Below are 16,139 nucleotides of genomic sequence, written 5' to 3' on the forward strand. Positions count from 1 at the left end.
CTGAGTGAATAACTCAAGAATAGGGTGGTGTCAGCCGCGCGGGAAATGCGCGTCGGGATACCGGACGGAATACCGGGACAGAAAAATGCGACCGAAGCACATGTGCGACCGGCCCGCGATACGTGCGGGCGGATCTCTTCTAATGACGGCCCTGCTATCGGGAACGGCGATGGTGACGCCGGCTCTGGCGCAGGACGCGACATATCTTGGTCGTATCCAGCTGGAAAACAGCGGATCGGCGTCACGTACCGAGGGGGAAGGCACGGCATCGATCGGTCCCGTGACCGACAGCGTCGTGCCGAACAGTGCGGGCGGAGCATTGCTGGGCGACGTGCCGCTGGTGAACACGCCGGTCTCGGTTTCGGTGGTGACAAATACGCAGATCGAGGAGCAGGGAGCCCAATCCGTCGCTGAGGCGCTTCGTTACACGCCGGGCGTCTTTTCCGAGTATCGCGGAACCTCGAACCTGCATGACGAGACGCAGTTGCGCGGTTTCGGGTCGCGGACCTTCGTGCCGAAGGCGCTGGACGGGATGTCGTTCGGGCGTTCCTCACTGGGGCAGCTCGACCCGTATTACCTGCAGAGCGTCGAGGTGATCAAAGGCCCGAACTCCATCGCGTTCGGGCAGGTGACGCCGGGCGGGCTGATCAACATGACCTCGAAGCGGCCCACCGACGATCAGGGCAACGAACTGGTGCTGACCTTCGGTTCGGACGATTACAAGGGCATCGCGACCGACCTGCAGGGCAACCTCGACGCGGACGGCGACCTCCGCTATCGGGTCGTGGCCTCGCTGTGGGACAAGACCTTGCAGGGCGATTTCGGGCAGAGCCGCCTGCTGCTGGCGCCGTCGCTGACCTGGGAGATTGGCGACAGCACAGAACTGACCGTCTACGCGCTCTACCAGAACGAACCCGAGGCCGGGCAGCGCGGTTTCATGCCGTATCTCGGAACGATGGAGCCCACCAACAACGGTATCTGGATCGACCCGGATTTCGTATCATACGCGCCGGATTTCGACACCGTGGAGCGCGAGACCTGGGCGCTTGGCTATGAGGCGACGCACGGGCTGGCGAATGGCTGGTCGCTGACCCACATGCTGCGCTATTCGTCGATCGACCTTTTCCACAGCCAGCTTGGCCTTTGGGACTCGTCCGACGACGGCGCCGGCAACTACCCTCTCTACCTGTTCGAGAGCACTGATTACGCCGAGGAACTGACGGCCCGCGTGTCGCTGGATGGCGAGGTCGTCACTGGGGCGCTGACCCACAACCTGACCTTCGGGGTGGACTATCTGAATAGTGACGTCGAAAGCACGTATGCGCGCGACGACGGTTCGACCTATACCTACAACTTCGCCGACATGATCTCGCCGACCAACGCGCAGATCGCGGCGCTGACGCTGGACGCCTATACTAGCGAGACGCATAGTGAACTGAGCCAGACCGGCATCTTCGCGCAGGACCGGGTCGAGTGGGGCAACTGGGACTTGCTAATGGGGCTGCGTTACGACTGGGCGACGACGCGGATCTCCGAAACCTACGCGGCCAGTTGGGGCGGCGGAACGTCGGACGACACCTACGAGGCAGAGGCGCTGACCGGCCGGGTGGGCCTGTCCTACGAATTCGCCAATGGCGTCGTACCCTATTTCAGCTATTCGACCTCGTTCGAGCCGGTGACGGAACTGGATGACGATGGCGATGCCAGCTACGACCCGACCACGGCGCGGCAATGGGAAGCGGGCGTCAAATGGGCCTCTGCCGACGGAAAGATCCTGCTGAGCGCGGCCTATTTCGACATCCAGAAGAAGAACATTGTCGAGAGCTATCTGGACGAGATGAACAATCCGGTGACCGACCAAATCGGCTCGGTCCGGTCCAAGGGCATCGAGCTTGAGGCGAAGGCGGAGTTGATGGACAACCTGACTGTCATCGCCTCGTACTTCAACACCGACGCCACCTACGAAACCGGGGACTACGCCGGCAACACCTTCTACGCGATCCCGACCGAACAGGCGTCGGTCTGGGTGCAGTACGGTTTCACTGAGGGCGTGGACGGGTCGCTGGGCGTCCGCTATGTCGGACCCTCGTGGAACTATGAAACCAACGACTTCCAGGTACCGAGCTACACGCTGGTCGATGCGGGACTGTCGGTCGACCTTGGTGTCATCGCGCCGGAGGCAGAGGGTGTGAAGGCAGCCGTGACGGTGCAGAACCTGACTGATGAACGTTATGTCACCTCCTGCGTGAGGGAATATTGCTGGCTTGGTGAAGGCAGAAACTGGTCGCTCCGCCTGTCCTATGACTGGTAGAGTGCTGGCAGCCGTGGCAGCGGTTATGTGGATCGCCTCGGCCGGACCAGGTGCACCCGGTCCCGGGGACCGCCGGACAACCGCCGTCGAAGCCGGGGGAAGCGCAAGCTTCCCCCTTTCGGCTGAATCCGGCGATTATATCGTTGGGCGGCTGGAAAGCCCGAACCACCCGTTCGACCTGGTGCTGGTGGATGCGGACGGCGCTGATGTGCGGCGCCTGCTGGAAGGAAACACTGGCGCGGGTCAGTTTCATTTCGTGGTGCCTGGGAGCGGCATGGCGCTGGAGGCCCGGAACGGCGGCAAGTCCGGCTTCGAGGTCGTTCTGGAGATCGAACGCCAGGTGCCGCTGGCGGCCCAGACCGGGATGCCTGAGACTTTCCTGAGCCCGAAGATCGCAGACCTGGCCGAACGGATCGCGGGCGGCGGCGATACCGGCGCCTTCTGGGAAGAACGCGCGGCTGAAGGCACACCGATGATCGAGCCGGCCGAGCGTGAGGGGCATGTGATCGCCACGTTCCTCTGGCGCGGGGCCACGCAAAACGTACGGCTTTGGGGCGGTCCGGCGGCGGATCACACCTGGATGGAGAGGCTGGGAGACAGCGATGTCTGGTATGCAAGCTTCGTGGTTCCCGACAGTGCCCGCCTGACCTACGGCTTCGCGCCCGACGTGCCGCAGTTCGACGGAACCGAACGGGAGAACCGTGTGGCGCTGCTGGCCACGCTGCAGGCGGATCCCCTGAACCTGTCGCCCGTCTATCTGGACGCACCCGACCGCTGGGCGCAGCGCTCGCAGATGGTCCTGGCCAAAGCGCCGGAGCAGCCGGGAATGGACGGGCCACTGCCGGAGGCGCGCGGGACTGTCGAACCTATCGCGTACACCTCCCAACGGCTTGGCAATATCCGAACAGTCGATATCTATACGCCGGCCGGGTTCGATCCGGCGGCGACGGATACCGTGTTGCTGTTCCTTTTCGACGGGCCCGCCTATCAGACGGACCGCGCGCCGGTGCCCGAGATCCTCGACCGCCTGATCGCGGATGGCAGTCTGCCGCCGGTCGTCGCAGTCCTGATCGATCCGATGGACAACCGCCTGCGCGGTGCGGAACTGCCATGCAATCCGGATTTCGCAGACGCGATGGCGGAAGAGCTACTGCCGCTGGTGGAAGTGCGCCTGGGCCTGACGGCGGATCCGGCGCGGACGGTAGTTTCAGGGTCCTCCTATGGCGGTCTCGCCTCTGCCTGGATCGTCCACCGCCGGCCGGAAAGCTTCGGCAGCGGGATCGTTCTGTCAGGGTCTTTCTGGTGGGCGCCGGACGGCTACGACCGGCAGGGTACGCCGTACATGTCGTCGCTGTGGATGAAGGACGCACCGGAGGACGTGCGGCTGTGGCTGTCGGCGGGTATCTACGAGACCGGCCGGGCGCCAGGTGAAGTGTCGATACTGGAGACGTCCCGGCATTTGCGGGATGTTATGCGAATGCGCAGCGTGGACGTGACCTATCGGGAATATGTCGGCGGCCACGATTATCTCGTCTGGCGCGGTGCGCTTGCCGAAGCCCTTCTGGGTCTTTTCGGCAGTAGCTAGGTAGTAGTTACGCTTTTTCGCCGTGGCACGTTTGGTACTCGTTGCGCTCGATACATGGGACGAGGCGCGGCGACGACTCCCTGCTTTTTTGTTCTGCTGACGTGCATTGCAGTTCGGTCCCAAGAGCATCGACATCCGTCGACGGATTGTCTCATTTTCCAATCATCCAAAGCCGCTTACCGTTTGGTTGATGAATGGTTGGATTGGCCCTTGTTCGGAGAAAGTTATACAAATTGCCCATAATAGGAGCATTTTTATATTATTTTCACTGCGGCTAGCGTTTAGGTTCTGCAACCTAATAGCCGTGGTTGTAAAATTGGTGAAAACTGGTTGTGCCCATTCAGGGCAACTGCTAACCGTCGAACTCAAGGCAGTACGATAGGCTCTCTATGCAAAGCGCAGACTATGACAGATGCGACGCGACCGCGCTGGCGGAGCTAGTGGCGTCGGGAGCGGCAAGCGCAGCGGAGCTTGCAGCGGAAGCAAATGCACGCATAGACGCATTGAATCCTGCGATGAATTTTCTGGTGCATCGGTTTGAATGCGACGTGCCGGCCTCGCCAACTGGCCCGTTTGCCGGCGTCCCGCTTTTAATCAAGGACACCGCAATGGCTGTGGCGGGAGAGAAGCTGACCTCGGGCTCACAGTTTCACGCCGACGTCATTAGTGGTTCCGACGGCACCTTGGCGAAGCGGTACCGTGAGGCAGGGTTTGTTTTTCTTGGCCGGACCAATGTGCCGGAACTGGCTTTGAGCTTTACGACCGAAGGCGACTTTCACGGCATTGCCAGGAATCCGTGGGATCCAGAGCGAACACCGGGTGGATCAACCGGCGGCGGCGCTGCGGCGGTTGCGGCCGGCGTCGTGCCCATCGCGCAGGGGTCGGACGGGGCCGGGTCTATTCGGGTTCCGGCAGCGCATTGCGGTGTTTTCGGACTGAAGCCATCACGGATCCGAAACCCTTCCGGTCCTGCAATGGGCGTCGGCAATGCCGGAATGGGGACACCACATGCGGTTACCAGGTCAGTCCGGGACTGCGCGCGGTTACTGGATGCGACGAGCGGTCCCGACATCGGTGATGCCTATGCCGTTCCACCTCCGGCCCGACCCTATGCAGATGAAATCGAGCGCGAGCCCGGTCAGTTGCGGATCGGACTGGTTTTGGAAGCGCCGGATGGAGCCGAATACGATGATGATTGCCGTGTGGCTGCGACAGCGGCGGCACGGCTTTGTGAAGATCTTGGCCACGCCGTCGAGTTAATCGAGCCGGAATTAGATCACTCCGGGCTGAAATGGGCGTGGCGAACGATCGCGGCGACATCGGCGGCGCGGGGCATCGACAAAGCGGCAGCTGCGCGTGGTATCGACGATCCTTTGTCCCAGTTGGAACCAGTGACGGCTGAGTGGATACGGCTGGGTCGCAGCGTTTCCGGCATTGACTATCTCGGAGCGGTTCAGGTGCTGGAAGCATCGAGCCGAACAATGGGTCGGTTTTTCGAGCGTTGCGACATCTTTCTGTCGCCGACGACCGCACAGGTCGCGCCAAGACTGGGATTTCTGCGTGATGATTCAGTCGGGTTCGAGCAGAGCTACAACCGTTTCTGGAACCATGCGCCACATGCACCCGCCTTCAACGCGTCCGGATGTCCGGCGATGAGTGTGCCGCTCCATTGGACAGAGGGCGGGTTACCCGTAGGCGTGCAATTCGGTGCGGCTTTCGGGAACGAGGGTCTGCTTGTTTCGCTTGCAGCGCAGCTGGAACGGGCAAAGCCCTGGTTTCACCGGCGCCCCGATCTGAAGTGGATGGCGACGCCGGTTGCGGAAGCCACTTCGTGAGATTTACTCTTTCGAACATTGGAACCTGGCATTCGCCGATTCAATGGGCTGGCCTGATCCTGTCCGGGATGGCCTTGTCCGCGCTGCTAAACTTCGCCAATTTTCCGGCCGCGTTACTGTTGGGTCCAGTTATCGCATCGACGATATTTGGCATTCGCGGAGCGAGCGTGCGGATGCCTGTCATCCTACACCGGATGGCGCAGGGCATCGCCGGGTGCTTGATTGCGCGGTATATGAGTCCCGAGATCATGGCAGGGATACTAGAGCACTGGGCAGCGGTAACGGCTTTTGTCGCTTTGACATTTCTGATTTCCTGCTTGGTCGGCTGGACACTTGGCAGGCTGGCTCACTTCGATGAAGAGGTGACGATCTGGGGTTTTTTGCCAGGTATGGCAGGCACGATGATCGCGATGGCGCACGAGCGTGGACTCGATAGCAGGATCGTGGCGTTCATCCAGATCCTGCGTGTGGTTGCGGTGATTCTGGGGGTCAGCATGCTGTCGCGAGTTATCTCGGCCGATGCGCCGGCGGCGCTGGGCGACAGCGGGCCGGTGACGACCATTGGTCTGATCTTGACGCCGGTGTTTTGCCTGATTGCGGTGCTGTCGGGGCGATATCTTACATTTATCCCTGCGGGCGCAACGCTGGTGCCACTACTGCTCGCCAGTGTTCTGCATTTTGCAGGATTGCCAGCGCCGGCATTGCCGGCATGGCTTCTGCCGTTCAGCTACCTGATCCTTGGCTGCCAGGTCGGGTTGCGGTTTACCCCGTCTATGGTGCGCAGCATCGCGCAGTCATTCTTCCTTATTCTCGGTGGCATTGTGGCGTTGTTGTTCATGTGCGGCTTGTCTGGCGCATTGCTGGCCGAGATTGTGGGCGAGAGTCTCATTACCGGCATCCTGGCAACCGTTCCCGGAAGCGTCGAAACCGTCGCCCTGATCGCAGTGAATACCCATGCCAACCTGAGTTTCGTCATGACGCTGCAGGTGGTGAGGCTGTTTGCAGTGGTGTTGGCTGGGCCGTGGATCGCCAAATGGATGACCGCGCACCTGACCGGTGCACGAGCCTGACCTAGTCCATATCGTACAGCGACTGGCGATAGATAGCGCCAAGCGTCTGCGTCATTGCTTCGCTCGCCTTGTCCGGCGCGCGGGAGGCAATGGCATCGACGATTGCGCGTTGCTGTTCGCGACGACTGCCTTCGTCGCCGCCGGAAACCGAGCCCAGTCGCGCATCGCATTCGATCCGGCGCAGCAGGCTATAGATTTCAGCCGCCAAAGCGTTTCCGGTCGCCTGCGCAATCAGTCGGTGTATGTCGGCGGCATCGCCAGAGCCGGGTTTTTCAAGCTCTTTCTGCATGGCGGCGATATCGCTGGGCGTGGCACGCATAGCGGCCAGCTTTGCAAAAACGGGTTCGATCATGCGCCGCAGTTCGGCGACCTCGACCGGACTGGTCATGTTGACCAGGTCCTCCTGGCGCGCCTTGGTGCGGCGCCCCGGAGAGCGGGGCCGGGCGTCGGGTATCTCATCGCGCTCCCGCAAAGCCTGAAGCGCCCGACGAAGTGTGTGGCGCTTGACGTCAAGTCGGTCCGCTAAAATGCGCTCAGCTGGAAGCGCACCGTCACTCGCGTACACTTCGAGTATCTTCTCGGCAAGATTTGCCAAGTCGCTGGGCAGCGCAGCTGCGATAGGGGCCGCGGTGGCCTCATCGCTGGTAAGCTGTGGCTGGCTGTTCATCGAACCTCCCGAACACCGTTTCCTTCTCCGCCCGACCATCGCAGACGGCCCCAGTCTCACGGCCTCCTCCTGACCGTGGTCCCAAGTAGCACTTGAACGAGTTCACTTCAACCATATGGATTGGTTGGAGCGCCAACGTCATGCAACCGTGTCGGAATCGCTGCATCAACCGCTTGCATTGCGGTGCAGCACCGATGTGACGACTAGATGCATACGCCGCAGCCACACGCCGATTTTTCCAGTCGTTTGTGAGGAGTTTGTTGACCTACAACCAAATTATTGGTTAACTATGGTCAAAGATCTCGGTTGAAAATTGGTCGACGGAAGGACAATGCGGAAAGAGCGCCTGGAGGCAGCGGCCAAGTACTACGCGGCCTACAATGCCGGTTCGGTCGATGCCGTGATTGACTGCTATTCGGATGACGCCACTCACGAAGAAGTCGCCTTCGCCAAAACGCGATGCGGTCGGGAAGCGCTGCGCGAGGGTGTGGAACGGTTTCTGGCACTGTTTGCCGATCTGGAATTTGAGCTGCGGAGAACCGTGGTCTCCGGCGATAGCATCATGTGCGACTATCGTATGACCGGAACAGTTACCAAGGACCTCGGTCCGATGAAGCTTGCGGGAGAGAGTATCGTGCTGAGCGGATCGCATCTGCTTGAGTTCGATGGCATTCGGATCAGCAAATGCCGCGACTACTGGGATCCAGAGGAATTGGCATCGCAGGCGGTCGGATGATCGTATGCGCCGCATAATCACACGCAACAGGGAAAGGTAAGACATGGCGGTCTGGGAAGAATTTTTGAGCGAGGATGACAAGAAGGTTCTCGAGATACGCAAGCCGCGCGAGCTTAACGGGCCCGGCTCCCGGCAGGCTTTGCTTGTAATCGATATGCAGATGACCGCGATCGGCTATGACAAACCGATCTGGGAGCAGCTGGACGAATATTCCGGCGCCTGCGGGCCGCATGCCTGGAAATCGATTCCGTATCAACAGAAGATGATCGGTGCCGCCCGCGAGGTGGGGATGCCGGTGATCTACTCAAAACATGTCTTCCACCCCTACATGGGGCTGCCGCGTGCCGCTCCCGGCGACAACTTCTCGTCGCTCAGCCACAAGTCGGAAATCCCTGATGAACTGGTGATGCAGGAAGGCGATATCCTGATCGAGAAACAGACTCCAAGCTGCTTTGCCTACACGAACCTGCCTCTGATCCTGAAACATTACGAAATCGACGGGCTGCTCGTGATGGGCAACTCAACTTCGGGCTGTGTGCGGGCGACGGTGGTCGATGGGCGCGCGGCCGGCTATGCGGTTTCGGTGATCGAGGAATGTGTGTTCGACCGGATCGAACTGTCGCACGCTGCCGCATTGTTCGACATGCAGTTCAAATATTGCGACGTGATTTCCGCCGACGAGGCTTTGGCCATTATCGACGGAACGGCAGAAGAAATCGCTGCTTAAAGAGGCAGCGGATCAAAACGACCAAAAGCGCCCTCGCTGTAAATAAGCCCCTGCTTTTGCGGGGGCTTTCTCGATTCAGGTCGATCCATAAGGGCGGCAACGCGACCGAAAAGAACTGCATGGGTCGGCGAGTCGATCTCTCGGTCGAGGTAGCAGTCGAAACTGGCAACAGCGCTAGTCAGTACGGGCGCTCCGGTTCGAAGTATGCTCCAGTCGCTCGGTTCAAAGCGAGCGTCGCCGGCGACACCGCGCTGGCCGGCGAAAAGGCTGGCAAGTTCAGCGTGTTCAGCTCCAAGATAATTGACGCTGAACCTCCCGTTGGCTCGGATCGGCTCCAGCACGGCGCTTTGGCAATAAATACAGATGAGCAGGGATGGCGGCCGGTCAGACAGGGAACAGACCGCGGTGACCGTCACGCCGGCACGGCGACCGATATTGCCGGTGGCTACGATTGCAACCGCACTGGCAGGGCGCCGCATGGCTCGGCGGAAATCCATTGAAGAGACATCAGCGGTAGCTGGAGCTGCGGTAGCACTCATGCGTCCTCCTCCGGGGCGAGCCCCTTGGACCAGACTGTTATCGCGCGTAGGTGGCGCGCCATTTCACGTTCCGCGGCCGCGCCGCGACGGTCGAGCAAGGCGGTCACGATCGCATCGTGGTGGCGATAGCCGGTTTCGCGTGTCAGCGGCGGATGTCGCAGACGAAAACTGCTATCCCGGGCTATGTCGGTGATGCGATCAATAAGGTAGGAAGCCAGCCTGTTATGACTGGCCACCCCGATGGCGCTATGGAACTCGGCGTCAAGTTCCTTGTCGAACCTTTCCGGATTTGACTGTGCATGCAAATCGGCGATGCGCCGAAGTTCCTGCGGTGTACCATACATAGCAGCGAGGCGTGCGATCTGTGGCTCAAACGAAAGGCGCGTTTCCCAGAGATCGGGGGGGTTCGTGTTTTGGATGACGTGCTCATGCCGCCAGAGCCGCTGCCGTGAACGATCCGAGGGCGGTACCGTGCCCTCGTCACGAAGTGTGCGGATCGCCTGGCGCACGACATATCGGTTGACGCCATATTCTTCTGATAGGTACCGCTCCGGAGGAAGAGACCCCTCCTTCGTGACCAGCTTGCGGAGCTCCACCACGACGTGGTCGCGCTGGTTTTGGTCGTTGATTGTCCGCTGTTCGGTCATGGGTGCCCTTTCCTAAGCGGTTTTCGCACGTGTCCTGTTGGGTAAAGGCAACCACAATGGCCTGGGCGAATCAACCAAACCGCAAAAACCAAGCCGGCCGGTGCTTGGATTGGTTGGAAAACCTGCAGTACAGATCAACGATTAGGCGGCCAGCCCGGCATTTGGTCGCTCGAGGTGCGCGTCACTCGCTCTGCCAATATCTCGCGACTCTTGGCTTCCTTAAAATTATCTGGTTTTGCTGAGGTATATTTGTGCATGTGAAGAAAATATGCACCCAAAACTGTTCAAAAATTCATCTGGTTCTGGGTCTGGCAGGTGACTCTCGTACATTCGGTTGATGCCTGGTTGACACAACCAAATGTCCAACCGATCCTTCAACCAAGCGAGCCGGTGCTGACCAAAGCTCGGTCGCATCAACCGAGTTCAGCAATATCGAGGGATGAGATGGACGGAATGCCAAGACCCGTAACGCCCGGCACCGACAGCGTGCTGAAGACAGGCGAAGAGTACAAGGAGTCGCTTAAGGACGGGCGACAGCTTTGGGTCAACGGCAAGAAGCTGGACACCGTTTTCGACGAGCCGGCACTCGCGGGTGGCATCGACATCATGGCATCCATGTTCGACGACCAGTTTACCGAGCAGTATGGCGAGGCTACCACTACCTTTGACGAAAAGCTTGGCAAGTGGGTGGGTCGTTCCTGGCAAGAGCCGAAGACGCCGGAGGAGTTGGTCGCCCGGCGGAAGATGATCGAATACACTTCGGAGAAGACGGCTGGCGTATTTGGGCGCCCGCCCGATTTGGCTCCGACCATCGCGATTGGAATTGCCTCGTTGCTCGACCGGTTCAAGGGCGCGAAATCGGCCTTCGATGAATGCCAGCCGGACTTCGCCGAGAACGTCGCGCGATACATCGAGTACGGTCGCGAGAACACGATCACGGCTGCGGAGTCGCTGACCGGACCGCAGAACGACCGAACCCACGGCCACGCGCAGGCCGCTAGTCTGCTGCAGGTCAAGAAGATATCGAAAGACGGCGTCTGGATCTCCGGCGCGAAGTCGGTCGGGTCGGTCGCGGCTCAGTCGAATGAGATCATCTTTACTAACCTCGGCTACCCCGACACGCCGCCCGAGGCGAAGATTTGGGGCGCGAGCCCGATCAACGCCGAAGGCATCAAGCTGGTCAGCCGCGAGATGCTGTCGAACCCCGGTGCCGACCCGTTTGACCATCCGATCAACCACAAGGGCGAAGAAGCTGACCAACTGGTCGTCTTCGATAACGTCTTCGTTCCGAAAGAACGCATCTTCAATCTAGGAGACGCAAGCCTTTGGGGTCTTGCGGGCGAGGCGACCCTCTGGGCGCACTGGCACGTGCTGACTCGGCTGATGGTTAAATCCGAAATCTATGTTGGTTGCGCACAACTCGTCACCGAGGTTCTGGGTACGGGTCACTTTCCGGGTGTGCAGGGTGTTCTGGGCGAAATAATCGAGTTCAACCGTGCGATCCGGGCTTTCATCCTGGCGGCCGAGGCGAATGCCGACCAAGCGCCGAATGGGACGATGCGTCCGGACGTGACAATGATCACGGCTGGTCGCCTCTACACGATCCGACAGTATCCGTACATCGTCCACCAGCTGCAGGAAATTTGCGGCCAAGGTCTCGTGATGCGCTTCGGGAAGAACGCGTTCGAAAACCCGGAGATCGGTCATCACTTGGCTGAACTTCTTCCAGGCCGCGACGTCACCGGCATGCAGAAAGAAGCGCTGATGAACTTCATCTGGGATCTCACGGGCTCGAGCCTCGCCGGTCGCGTGGCGCTGTTCGAGAACGTGAACGCCGCACCTGCGCCGCGCCTGCGGGAGCGTCTGTTCCGCGAGTTCGACCGAACCGAGATGGTGAATCGCGTCAAACGCATGGCGAACCTGGATTTCTGACTTCCGGTCTGCCCCAGGCGGGGTGGGCCAACCAATACCGACGAGGGATGGCGATGGCTACGCAATACGAAATGGTGAAGGTCTTCACGCAGCAACTGGAGCTTTGTGGGGTCAAGCCGCATGAGACGCTGATCGTGCTGAGCGAGGGCGATATCCGCAAGGACTACGCCGAGGCGACGCTTCTGGCGGCGCGTGAAATGGGCGTGAGTTGCTTCCAGCTGAACTTGCCGCTGCGCGAGACACGGTCAATCAAATCGATGACTGGCCGCACCGGGATCGCCGGAAACCTGCCAGCGATCGAGGCGTTAAAAAAGGCAGATATCGTCATCGATTTCATGGGTATGCTGTTCAGTCACGAGCAAAACGAGATCTGCGCTACCGGTACGCGCGTCTGCTTCATACGCGAACCGTTCGACATCCTGTGCCGCAATATGCCGAACAAGGATCTGCGGCGGCGCGTCGAGTGGGGCGAGAAATTGCTGAAGGAAGCCAAGGTGATGCGGATCACCTCGGACGTGGGCACCGATGTGACCTACGAGTTGGGCGACTACCCGGTGATGACGCAGTACGGCTATACCGATACTCCGGGCCGCTGGGACCATATGGGCACCGGCCAGGTGCTGACCAACGGCAATGACGGCCATGTCAACGGCGTCGTCGTGCTGCAGGCGGGCGACATCGTCAACGGGTTCAAACGTTACCTCGAAAGCGAAGTGCGTCTGACCATCAAGGACGGGTTCATCACCGACATCGAAGGGCCGGGGATGGATGCAGCACTGATCCGGAAGTACATCGAGAGCTACAACGACCCGCGCGCCTATGCGATCTCGCATATCGGATGGGGACTGCTCGACAGCGCGCCCTGGTATCACAATATCATCACGCGGACGAAGGACCAGGAGATCGGTACTTCGTCGTTGTCCTACTACGGCAACGTGCTGTTCTCGACTGGGCCGAACACTGAGCTGGGCGGCAAGAACGACACGGCCTGCCACATGGACATGCCGATGCGTGACTGCAGCCTGAGCCTCGACGGTGTGCCTATCGTCGAAAAGGGTAAGGTCGTCGTCCCCGAAATGGTAGCCTGAGGAGCGACGCCGCCATGGATGCAAGCGGGGTTTTCGAACCTGAAGGAGCGGCGGTTTCACCCGGCGCCAAGCGCAAGCGCTCTCCGTGGGAGCGGCAGAACATCGCGCTGACTTGGTCACTGCTGTCGCTGCCGCTGGTAGCGATGGTGGTGCTTTTTCTTGCTCCCCTGGCGGTTTTGCTCTGGATCAGTTTCGGCGGCTGGGCCGATGCATACGGGTTCGAGGGCTACGGCAAGCTGGGTGCGCCGGTCTACCTGCGGCTGCTGCTGTTTACCCTGAAGCTGGCGCTTACGGTGACTATTGCCTGCGCGGTCCTGGCCTATCCGATCTCGTTCCTGATGGTCTGTTACAAAGGGACCTATGCGAAGCTGATGGCATTAGGCCTATTCGTATCGCTGTGGCTGAGTCTGTTGGCGCGGACGTTCGCCTGGATTGTCATTCTGCAGCGCAACGGCATTCTGAACTCGATCCTGATGGCCTCGGGAATCGTCGATGAGCCGGTGCCGCTGGTCTACAACCAGACAGGCGTCTACATCGGCATGATCCACATCATGCTGCCCTTCATGATTGTGACGCTGGCGCCCGTCATGGCTGCGATCGATGACGCCTATATCAAGGCTGGCCTGAGCCTAGGAGCCAAGCCGTTCCAAGTATTCCGCCAGATCTATCTGCCCCTCAGCCTGCCCGGCATCGTGGCCGGATCGATCCTCGTCTTCGCCCTAGCTTTTGGCTTTTACGTGACGCCAGCGATCCTTGGAGGCGGACGCACGCCCACAATCGTTCTCGCGGTCAAGGATCAGATCCAGAAGTTCGGCGATCTGCAGCTCGCGGCGGCGACGTCGATGGTGCTGCTGTTCATCTGCCTGTCGATCCTAATCTTCTATGACCGCGTCGTCGGCGTCGACCGCATCCTGCAGCGGGGAGGTCACTGATATGGAGTATCTCCTCGGACCACAGGGACGCGCCGTCCTGAAGATATATGGCTGGACTCTGCTGCTTCTGATCAACCTGCCGATCCTGATCCTGGTGCCGATCTCGTTTGGTGCCGGCAGTTCGATGGTCTTCCCGCCGCAGCAGCTGTCTCTGGAATGGTATCGCGAACTGGTTGACGATCCCGGCTGGGGCAAGACGGCGCTTCTGTCCCTGCGGATCGCGGTCACTGCAACCATCTGCGCGCTGATAATCGGGGTGCCGGCCGCCATCGGCATCAGCCGCCTGAAAGGCAAGACTGCGAACATCATCAAGATGTTCTTCGTATCGCCGATGATCGTGCCGCTGATCGTGATCGGTGTCGGCTATTACCTCGTGCTGGCCAAGCTCGGCATGCTGCAACGGATTTTGCCGATCGCCTTGGTGCACGCAATCGTGGTGATCCCGTTCGTCATCATGCCCGTGCTGGCGCGCCTGTCACGGAATGACCCCGCACTCGAGCGTGCTTCCGCCTCGCTGGGAGCGAACCCCTGGAAGACACTGTTCACCGTCACGCTGCCGCTGCTATTGCCGGCAATTGCGGCGGCGGGGCTCTTCGCATTCATGTTCTCCTTCGACGAGGTGGTCATCGCCCAGTTCCTCGCTGGTCCGCGTTTCGAAACGCTGCCCCGCAAGATGGAAGGTGGAATGACCGAGGACGGGTTGAACAAAGCGATCACCGCCATCGCGACAATCCAACTGACTGCTGTGCTGCTCTTCCTGTTCGCGCAATGGGCAATTGGCCGCGTGCGCGAAGTGCGCGCCGCACGTTCCGGTCCAACTCGGGTTGCGCGCTCGCTTTCTGCCGCTGCAGTCGCCGACAGTTTCGACGCCGAGACTGCACCCAATTCGCCTCCCCCTCCTGTCCACAGAAAGAAAAGCACACGCCCGATGGAGACGACGCAACACGGCTACGGCATCCGTTTCGAACGTTTGAGCAAGTATTACGACGGCAAGCCTGCGGTCGAGGATGTGCAGCTGGCGGTCCAGCCCGGCGAGTTCGTGACGATCCTCGGCCCGTCCGGTTCCGGCAAGACGACGCTTCTTATGATGGTTGCGGGATTCGTTGCGCCGGACTACGGGCATCTTCTGCTGGGCGATCGGGATATCTCTCGCGTGCCACCGTACCAGCGCGACATCGGCGTTGTGTTCCAGTCCTATGCGCTGTTCCCGCACATGAACGTGTCTCGCAACGTCGGCTACCCCTTGCGGGTGCGCGGGACGGCAAAGTCCGAGCAGTCGGAACGGGTGAACTGGGCTCTGTCACGAGTGCAGATGCAGGACTACTCCGAGCGGCTGGTCAGCCAGCTTTCCGGCGGGCAGCAGCAGCGGATTGCTCTGGCCCGAGCTATTTCCTTCAACCCGCGCGCTCTTCTGATGGACGAACCGCTGGCCGCTCTCGACCGCAACTTGCGCCAGTCGATGCAGCACGAAATTCGGTCGCTTCAGCGCAGCCTCGGACAGACCGTGGTCTTCGTGACCCACGACCAGGAAGAGGCGCTGAATATGTCTGACCGGGTTGCGGTGATGAACCATGGCAAGTTGCAGCAGATCGCCACGCCGCGCGATCTGTACCATGCGCCGGTCAATTCCTTCGTCGCCGAGTTCTTCGGCGAGTCGAACCTGTTCCGTGGCTCTGGGTCGGGCGATGTGCTGGAAACTGAGGGTCGTAAGCTGCCGCTTCCGGGACAGGCCAGTGGCAATGCGGTTCTTTGTGTGCGTCCGGAGGTGGTGCGGCTGGACGATCCCGCCGCTCCGGACTGGGCCATCGATGGGACGGTCACCGATATCCGGTTCCTGGGCAGCAAGCTGCGGATCGAGCTGGATACCGCTTTCGGGACGATCATCGTTGCTCAGCCGATCGATGGCCAAACCGAAGCACCGGAGCACGGCAGCCTCCACAAGATCAGCTGGGAGCCGCGAATGAGCCATTTGATGGCGTCGTGAGGCATTCGCCGTCCGGCAACAGGCACTGGGCGGCGAAGGAAGTGCCGGTGGCGTGGCAGGGTGTCAGCGCAGCCGGGGAGAGGGTG

Annotated in this window: 13 protein-coding genes; 10 read left to right on the forward strand and 3 right to left on the reverse strand. The window is 60.5% G+C overall.

Translation table 11 applies throughout. The features are described from left to right. The first annotated feature begins 142 nt into the window (after positions 1–142). From HCO70_RS03890 to HCO70_RS03905, 4 genes are all read left to right on the forward strand, one after another. On the forward strand, positions 143–2,311 hold the full coding sequence (locus tag HCO70_RS03890; protein ID WP_172293261.1) for a TonB-dependent siderophore receptor: 2,169 nt from the start codon (positions 143–145) through the stop codon (positions 2,309–2,311). After that, positions 2,301–3,896, forward strand: coding sequence for an enterochelin esterase (gene fes, locus HCO70_RS03895; protein ID WP_216665250.1), 1,596 nt, complete (start codon positions 2,301–2,303; stop codon positions 3,894–3,896). The genes HCO70_RS03890 and fes overlap by 11 nt, the downstream gene beginning before the upstream one ends. 515 nt (positions 3,897–4,411) lie before the next feature. Further along, on the forward strand, positions 4,412–5,731 hold the full coding sequence (locus HCO70_RS03900; RefSeq protein ID WP_216665251.1) for an amidase: 1,320 nt from the start codon (positions 4,412–4,414) through the stop codon (positions 5,729–5,731). Next, positions 5,728–6,801, forward strand: coding sequence for an AbrB family transcriptional regulator (locus tag HCO70_RS03905; RefSeq protein WP_172293267.1), 1,074 nt, complete (start codon positions 5,728–5,730; stop codon positions 6,799–6,801). The genes HCO70_RS03900 and HCO70_RS03905 overlap by 4 nt, the downstream gene beginning before the upstream one ends. A gap of 1 nt (position 6,802) precedes the next feature. On the opposite strand, the gene HCO70_RS03910 is transcribed toward HCO70_RS03905, so the two are convergent. Further along, entirely contained in the window at positions 6,803–7,468 is a 666-nt protein-coding gene (locus HCO70_RS03910; protein WP_172293269.1) for a FadR/GntR family transcriptional regulator, read from the reverse strand. A 331-nt stretch (positions 7,469–7,799) separates the two neighbouring features. On the opposite strand from HCO70_RS03910, the gene HCO70_RS03915 reads away from it, so the two are divergent. Both HCO70_RS03915 and HCO70_RS03920 read left to right on the forward strand, forming a co-directional pair. Next, complete coding sequence (locus tag HCO70_RS03915) at positions 7,800–8,204, forward strand: nuclear transport factor 2 family protein (RefSeq protein ID WP_172293271.1); 405 nt, start codon at positions 7,800–7,802, stop codon at positions 8,202–8,204. Positions 8,205–8,247: 43 nt separating this feature from the next. Beyond that, positions 8,248–8,931, forward strand: a complete 684-nt coding sequence (locus HCO70_RS03920) for an isochorismatase family protein (protein ID WP_172293273.1) — start codon at positions 8,248–8,250, stop codon at positions 8,929–8,931. Here the strand turns inward: HCO70_RS03920 and HCO70_RS03925 are convergent. Together HCO70_RS03925 and HCO70_RS03930 are read right to left on the reverse strand one after the other, a co-directional pair. After that, on the reverse strand, positions 8,928–9,470 hold the full coding sequence (locus tag HCO70_RS03925) for a flavin reductase family protein (protein WP_172293275.1): 543 nt from the start codon (positions 9,468–9,470) through the stop codon (positions 8,928–8,930). The two genes, HCO70_RS03920 and HCO70_RS03925, sit on opposite strands and share 4 nt — an antisense overlap. Further along, complete coding sequence (locus HCO70_RS03930) at positions 9,467–10,117, reverse strand: FadR/GntR family transcriptional regulator (protein ID WP_172293277.1); 651 nt, start codon at positions 10,115–10,117, stop codon at positions 9,467–9,469. Before HCO70_RS03930 ends, HCO70_RS03925 begins: the two co-directional genes overlap by 4 nt. A 453-nt stretch (positions 10,118–10,570) precedes the next feature. Here HCO70_RS03930 and HCO70_RS03935 point away from each other — a divergent pair, with 453 nt between their 5' ends. Genes HCO70_RS03935 through HCO70_RS03950 form a run of 4 tightly spaced genes read left to right on the forward strand, consistent with a single transcriptional unit; the run spans position 10,571 to position 16,053 of the window. Further along, positions 10,571–12,049, forward strand: a complete 1,479-nt coding sequence (locus tag HCO70_RS03935) for a 4-hydroxyphenylacetate 3-hydroxylase N-terminal domain-containing protein (protein WP_172293279.1) — start codon at positions 10,571–10,573, stop codon at positions 12,047–12,049. A gap of 53 nt (positions 12,050–12,102) precedes the next feature. Next, positions 12,103–13,137, forward strand: coding sequence for a leucyl aminopeptidase (locus HCO70_RS03940; RefSeq protein ID WP_172293281.1), 1,035 nt, complete (start codon positions 12,103–12,105; stop codon positions 13,135–13,137). Positions 13,138–13,151: 14 nt separating this feature from the next. Beyond that, positions 13,152–14,069 carry an ABC transporter permease gene (locus HCO70_RS03945; protein WP_172293283.1) on the forward strand — a complete coding sequence of 306 codons (918 nt, stop codon included), beginning with the start codon at positions 13,152–13,154 and terminating at the stop codon, positions 14,067–14,069. 1 nt (position 14,070) lies between these two features. After that, positions 14,071–16,053, forward strand: a complete 1,983-nt coding sequence (locus HCO70_RS03950; protein WP_172293285.1) for an ATP-binding cassette domain-containing protein — start codon at positions 14,071–14,073, stop codon at positions 16,051–16,053. Positions 16,054–16,139: the final 86 nt, after the last annotated feature.

Origin of the sequence: Pseudoruegeria sp. HB172150 (assembly GCF_013184805.1) — a bacterium.
In the GTDB taxonomy this organism is placed as follows: Bacteria; Pseudomonadota; Alphaproteobacteria; order Rhodobacterales; family Rhodobacteraceae; genus Psychromarinibacter.

Excerpts from the sequence above, each read along its gene's own strand:
- HCO70_RS03915 (WP_172293271.1), top strand. The coding sequence starts at position 7,800 with ATGCGGAAAGAGCGCCTGGAGGCAGCGGCCAAGTACTACGCGGCCTAC.
- HCO70_RS03890 (WP_172293261.1), top strand. The coding sequence starts at position 143 with ATGACGGCCCTGCTATCGGGAACGGCGATGGTGACGCCGGCTCTGGCG.
- fes (WP_216665250.1), top strand. The coding sequence starts at position 2,301 with ATGACTGGTAGAGTGCTGGCAGCCGTGGCAGCGGTTATGTGGATCGCC.
- HCO70_RS03900 (WP_216665251.1), top strand. The coding sequence starts at position 4,412 with ATGAATTTTCTGGTGCATCGGTTTGAATGCGACGTGCCGGCCTCGCCA.
- HCO70_RS03950 (WP_172293285.1), top strand. The coding sequence starts at position 14,071 with ATGGAGTATCTCCTCGGACCACAGGGACGCGCCGTCCTGAAGATATAT.
- HCO70_RS03940 (WP_172293281.1), top strand. The coding sequence starts at position 12,103 with ATGGCTACGCAATACGAAATGGTGAAGGTCTTCACGCAGCAACTGGAG.
- HCO70_RS03930 (WP_172293277.1), bottom strand. The coding sequence starts at position 10,117 with ATGACCGAACAGCGGACAATCAACGACCAAAACCAGCGCGACCACGTC.
- HCO70_RS03925 (WP_172293275.1), bottom strand. The coding sequence starts at position 9,470 with ATGAGTGCTACCGCAGCTCCAGCTACCGCTGATGTCTCTTCAATGGAT.
- HCO70_RS03920 (WP_172293273.1), top strand. The coding sequence starts at position 8,248 with ATGGCGGTCTGGGAAGAATTTTTGAGCGAGGATGACAAGAAGGTTCTC.
- HCO70_RS03935 (WP_172293279.1), top strand. The coding sequence starts at position 10,571 with ATGCCAAGACCCGTAACGCCCGGCACCGACAGCGTGCTGAAGACAGGC.
- HCO70_RS03910 (WP_172293269.1), bottom strand. The coding sequence starts at position 7,468 with ATGAACAGCCAGCCACAGCTTACCAGCGATGAGGCCACCGCGGCCCCT.
- HCO70_RS03945 (WP_172293283.1), top strand. The coding sequence starts at position 13,152 with ATGGATGCAAGCGGGGTTTTCGAACCTGAAGGAGCGGCGGTTTCACCC.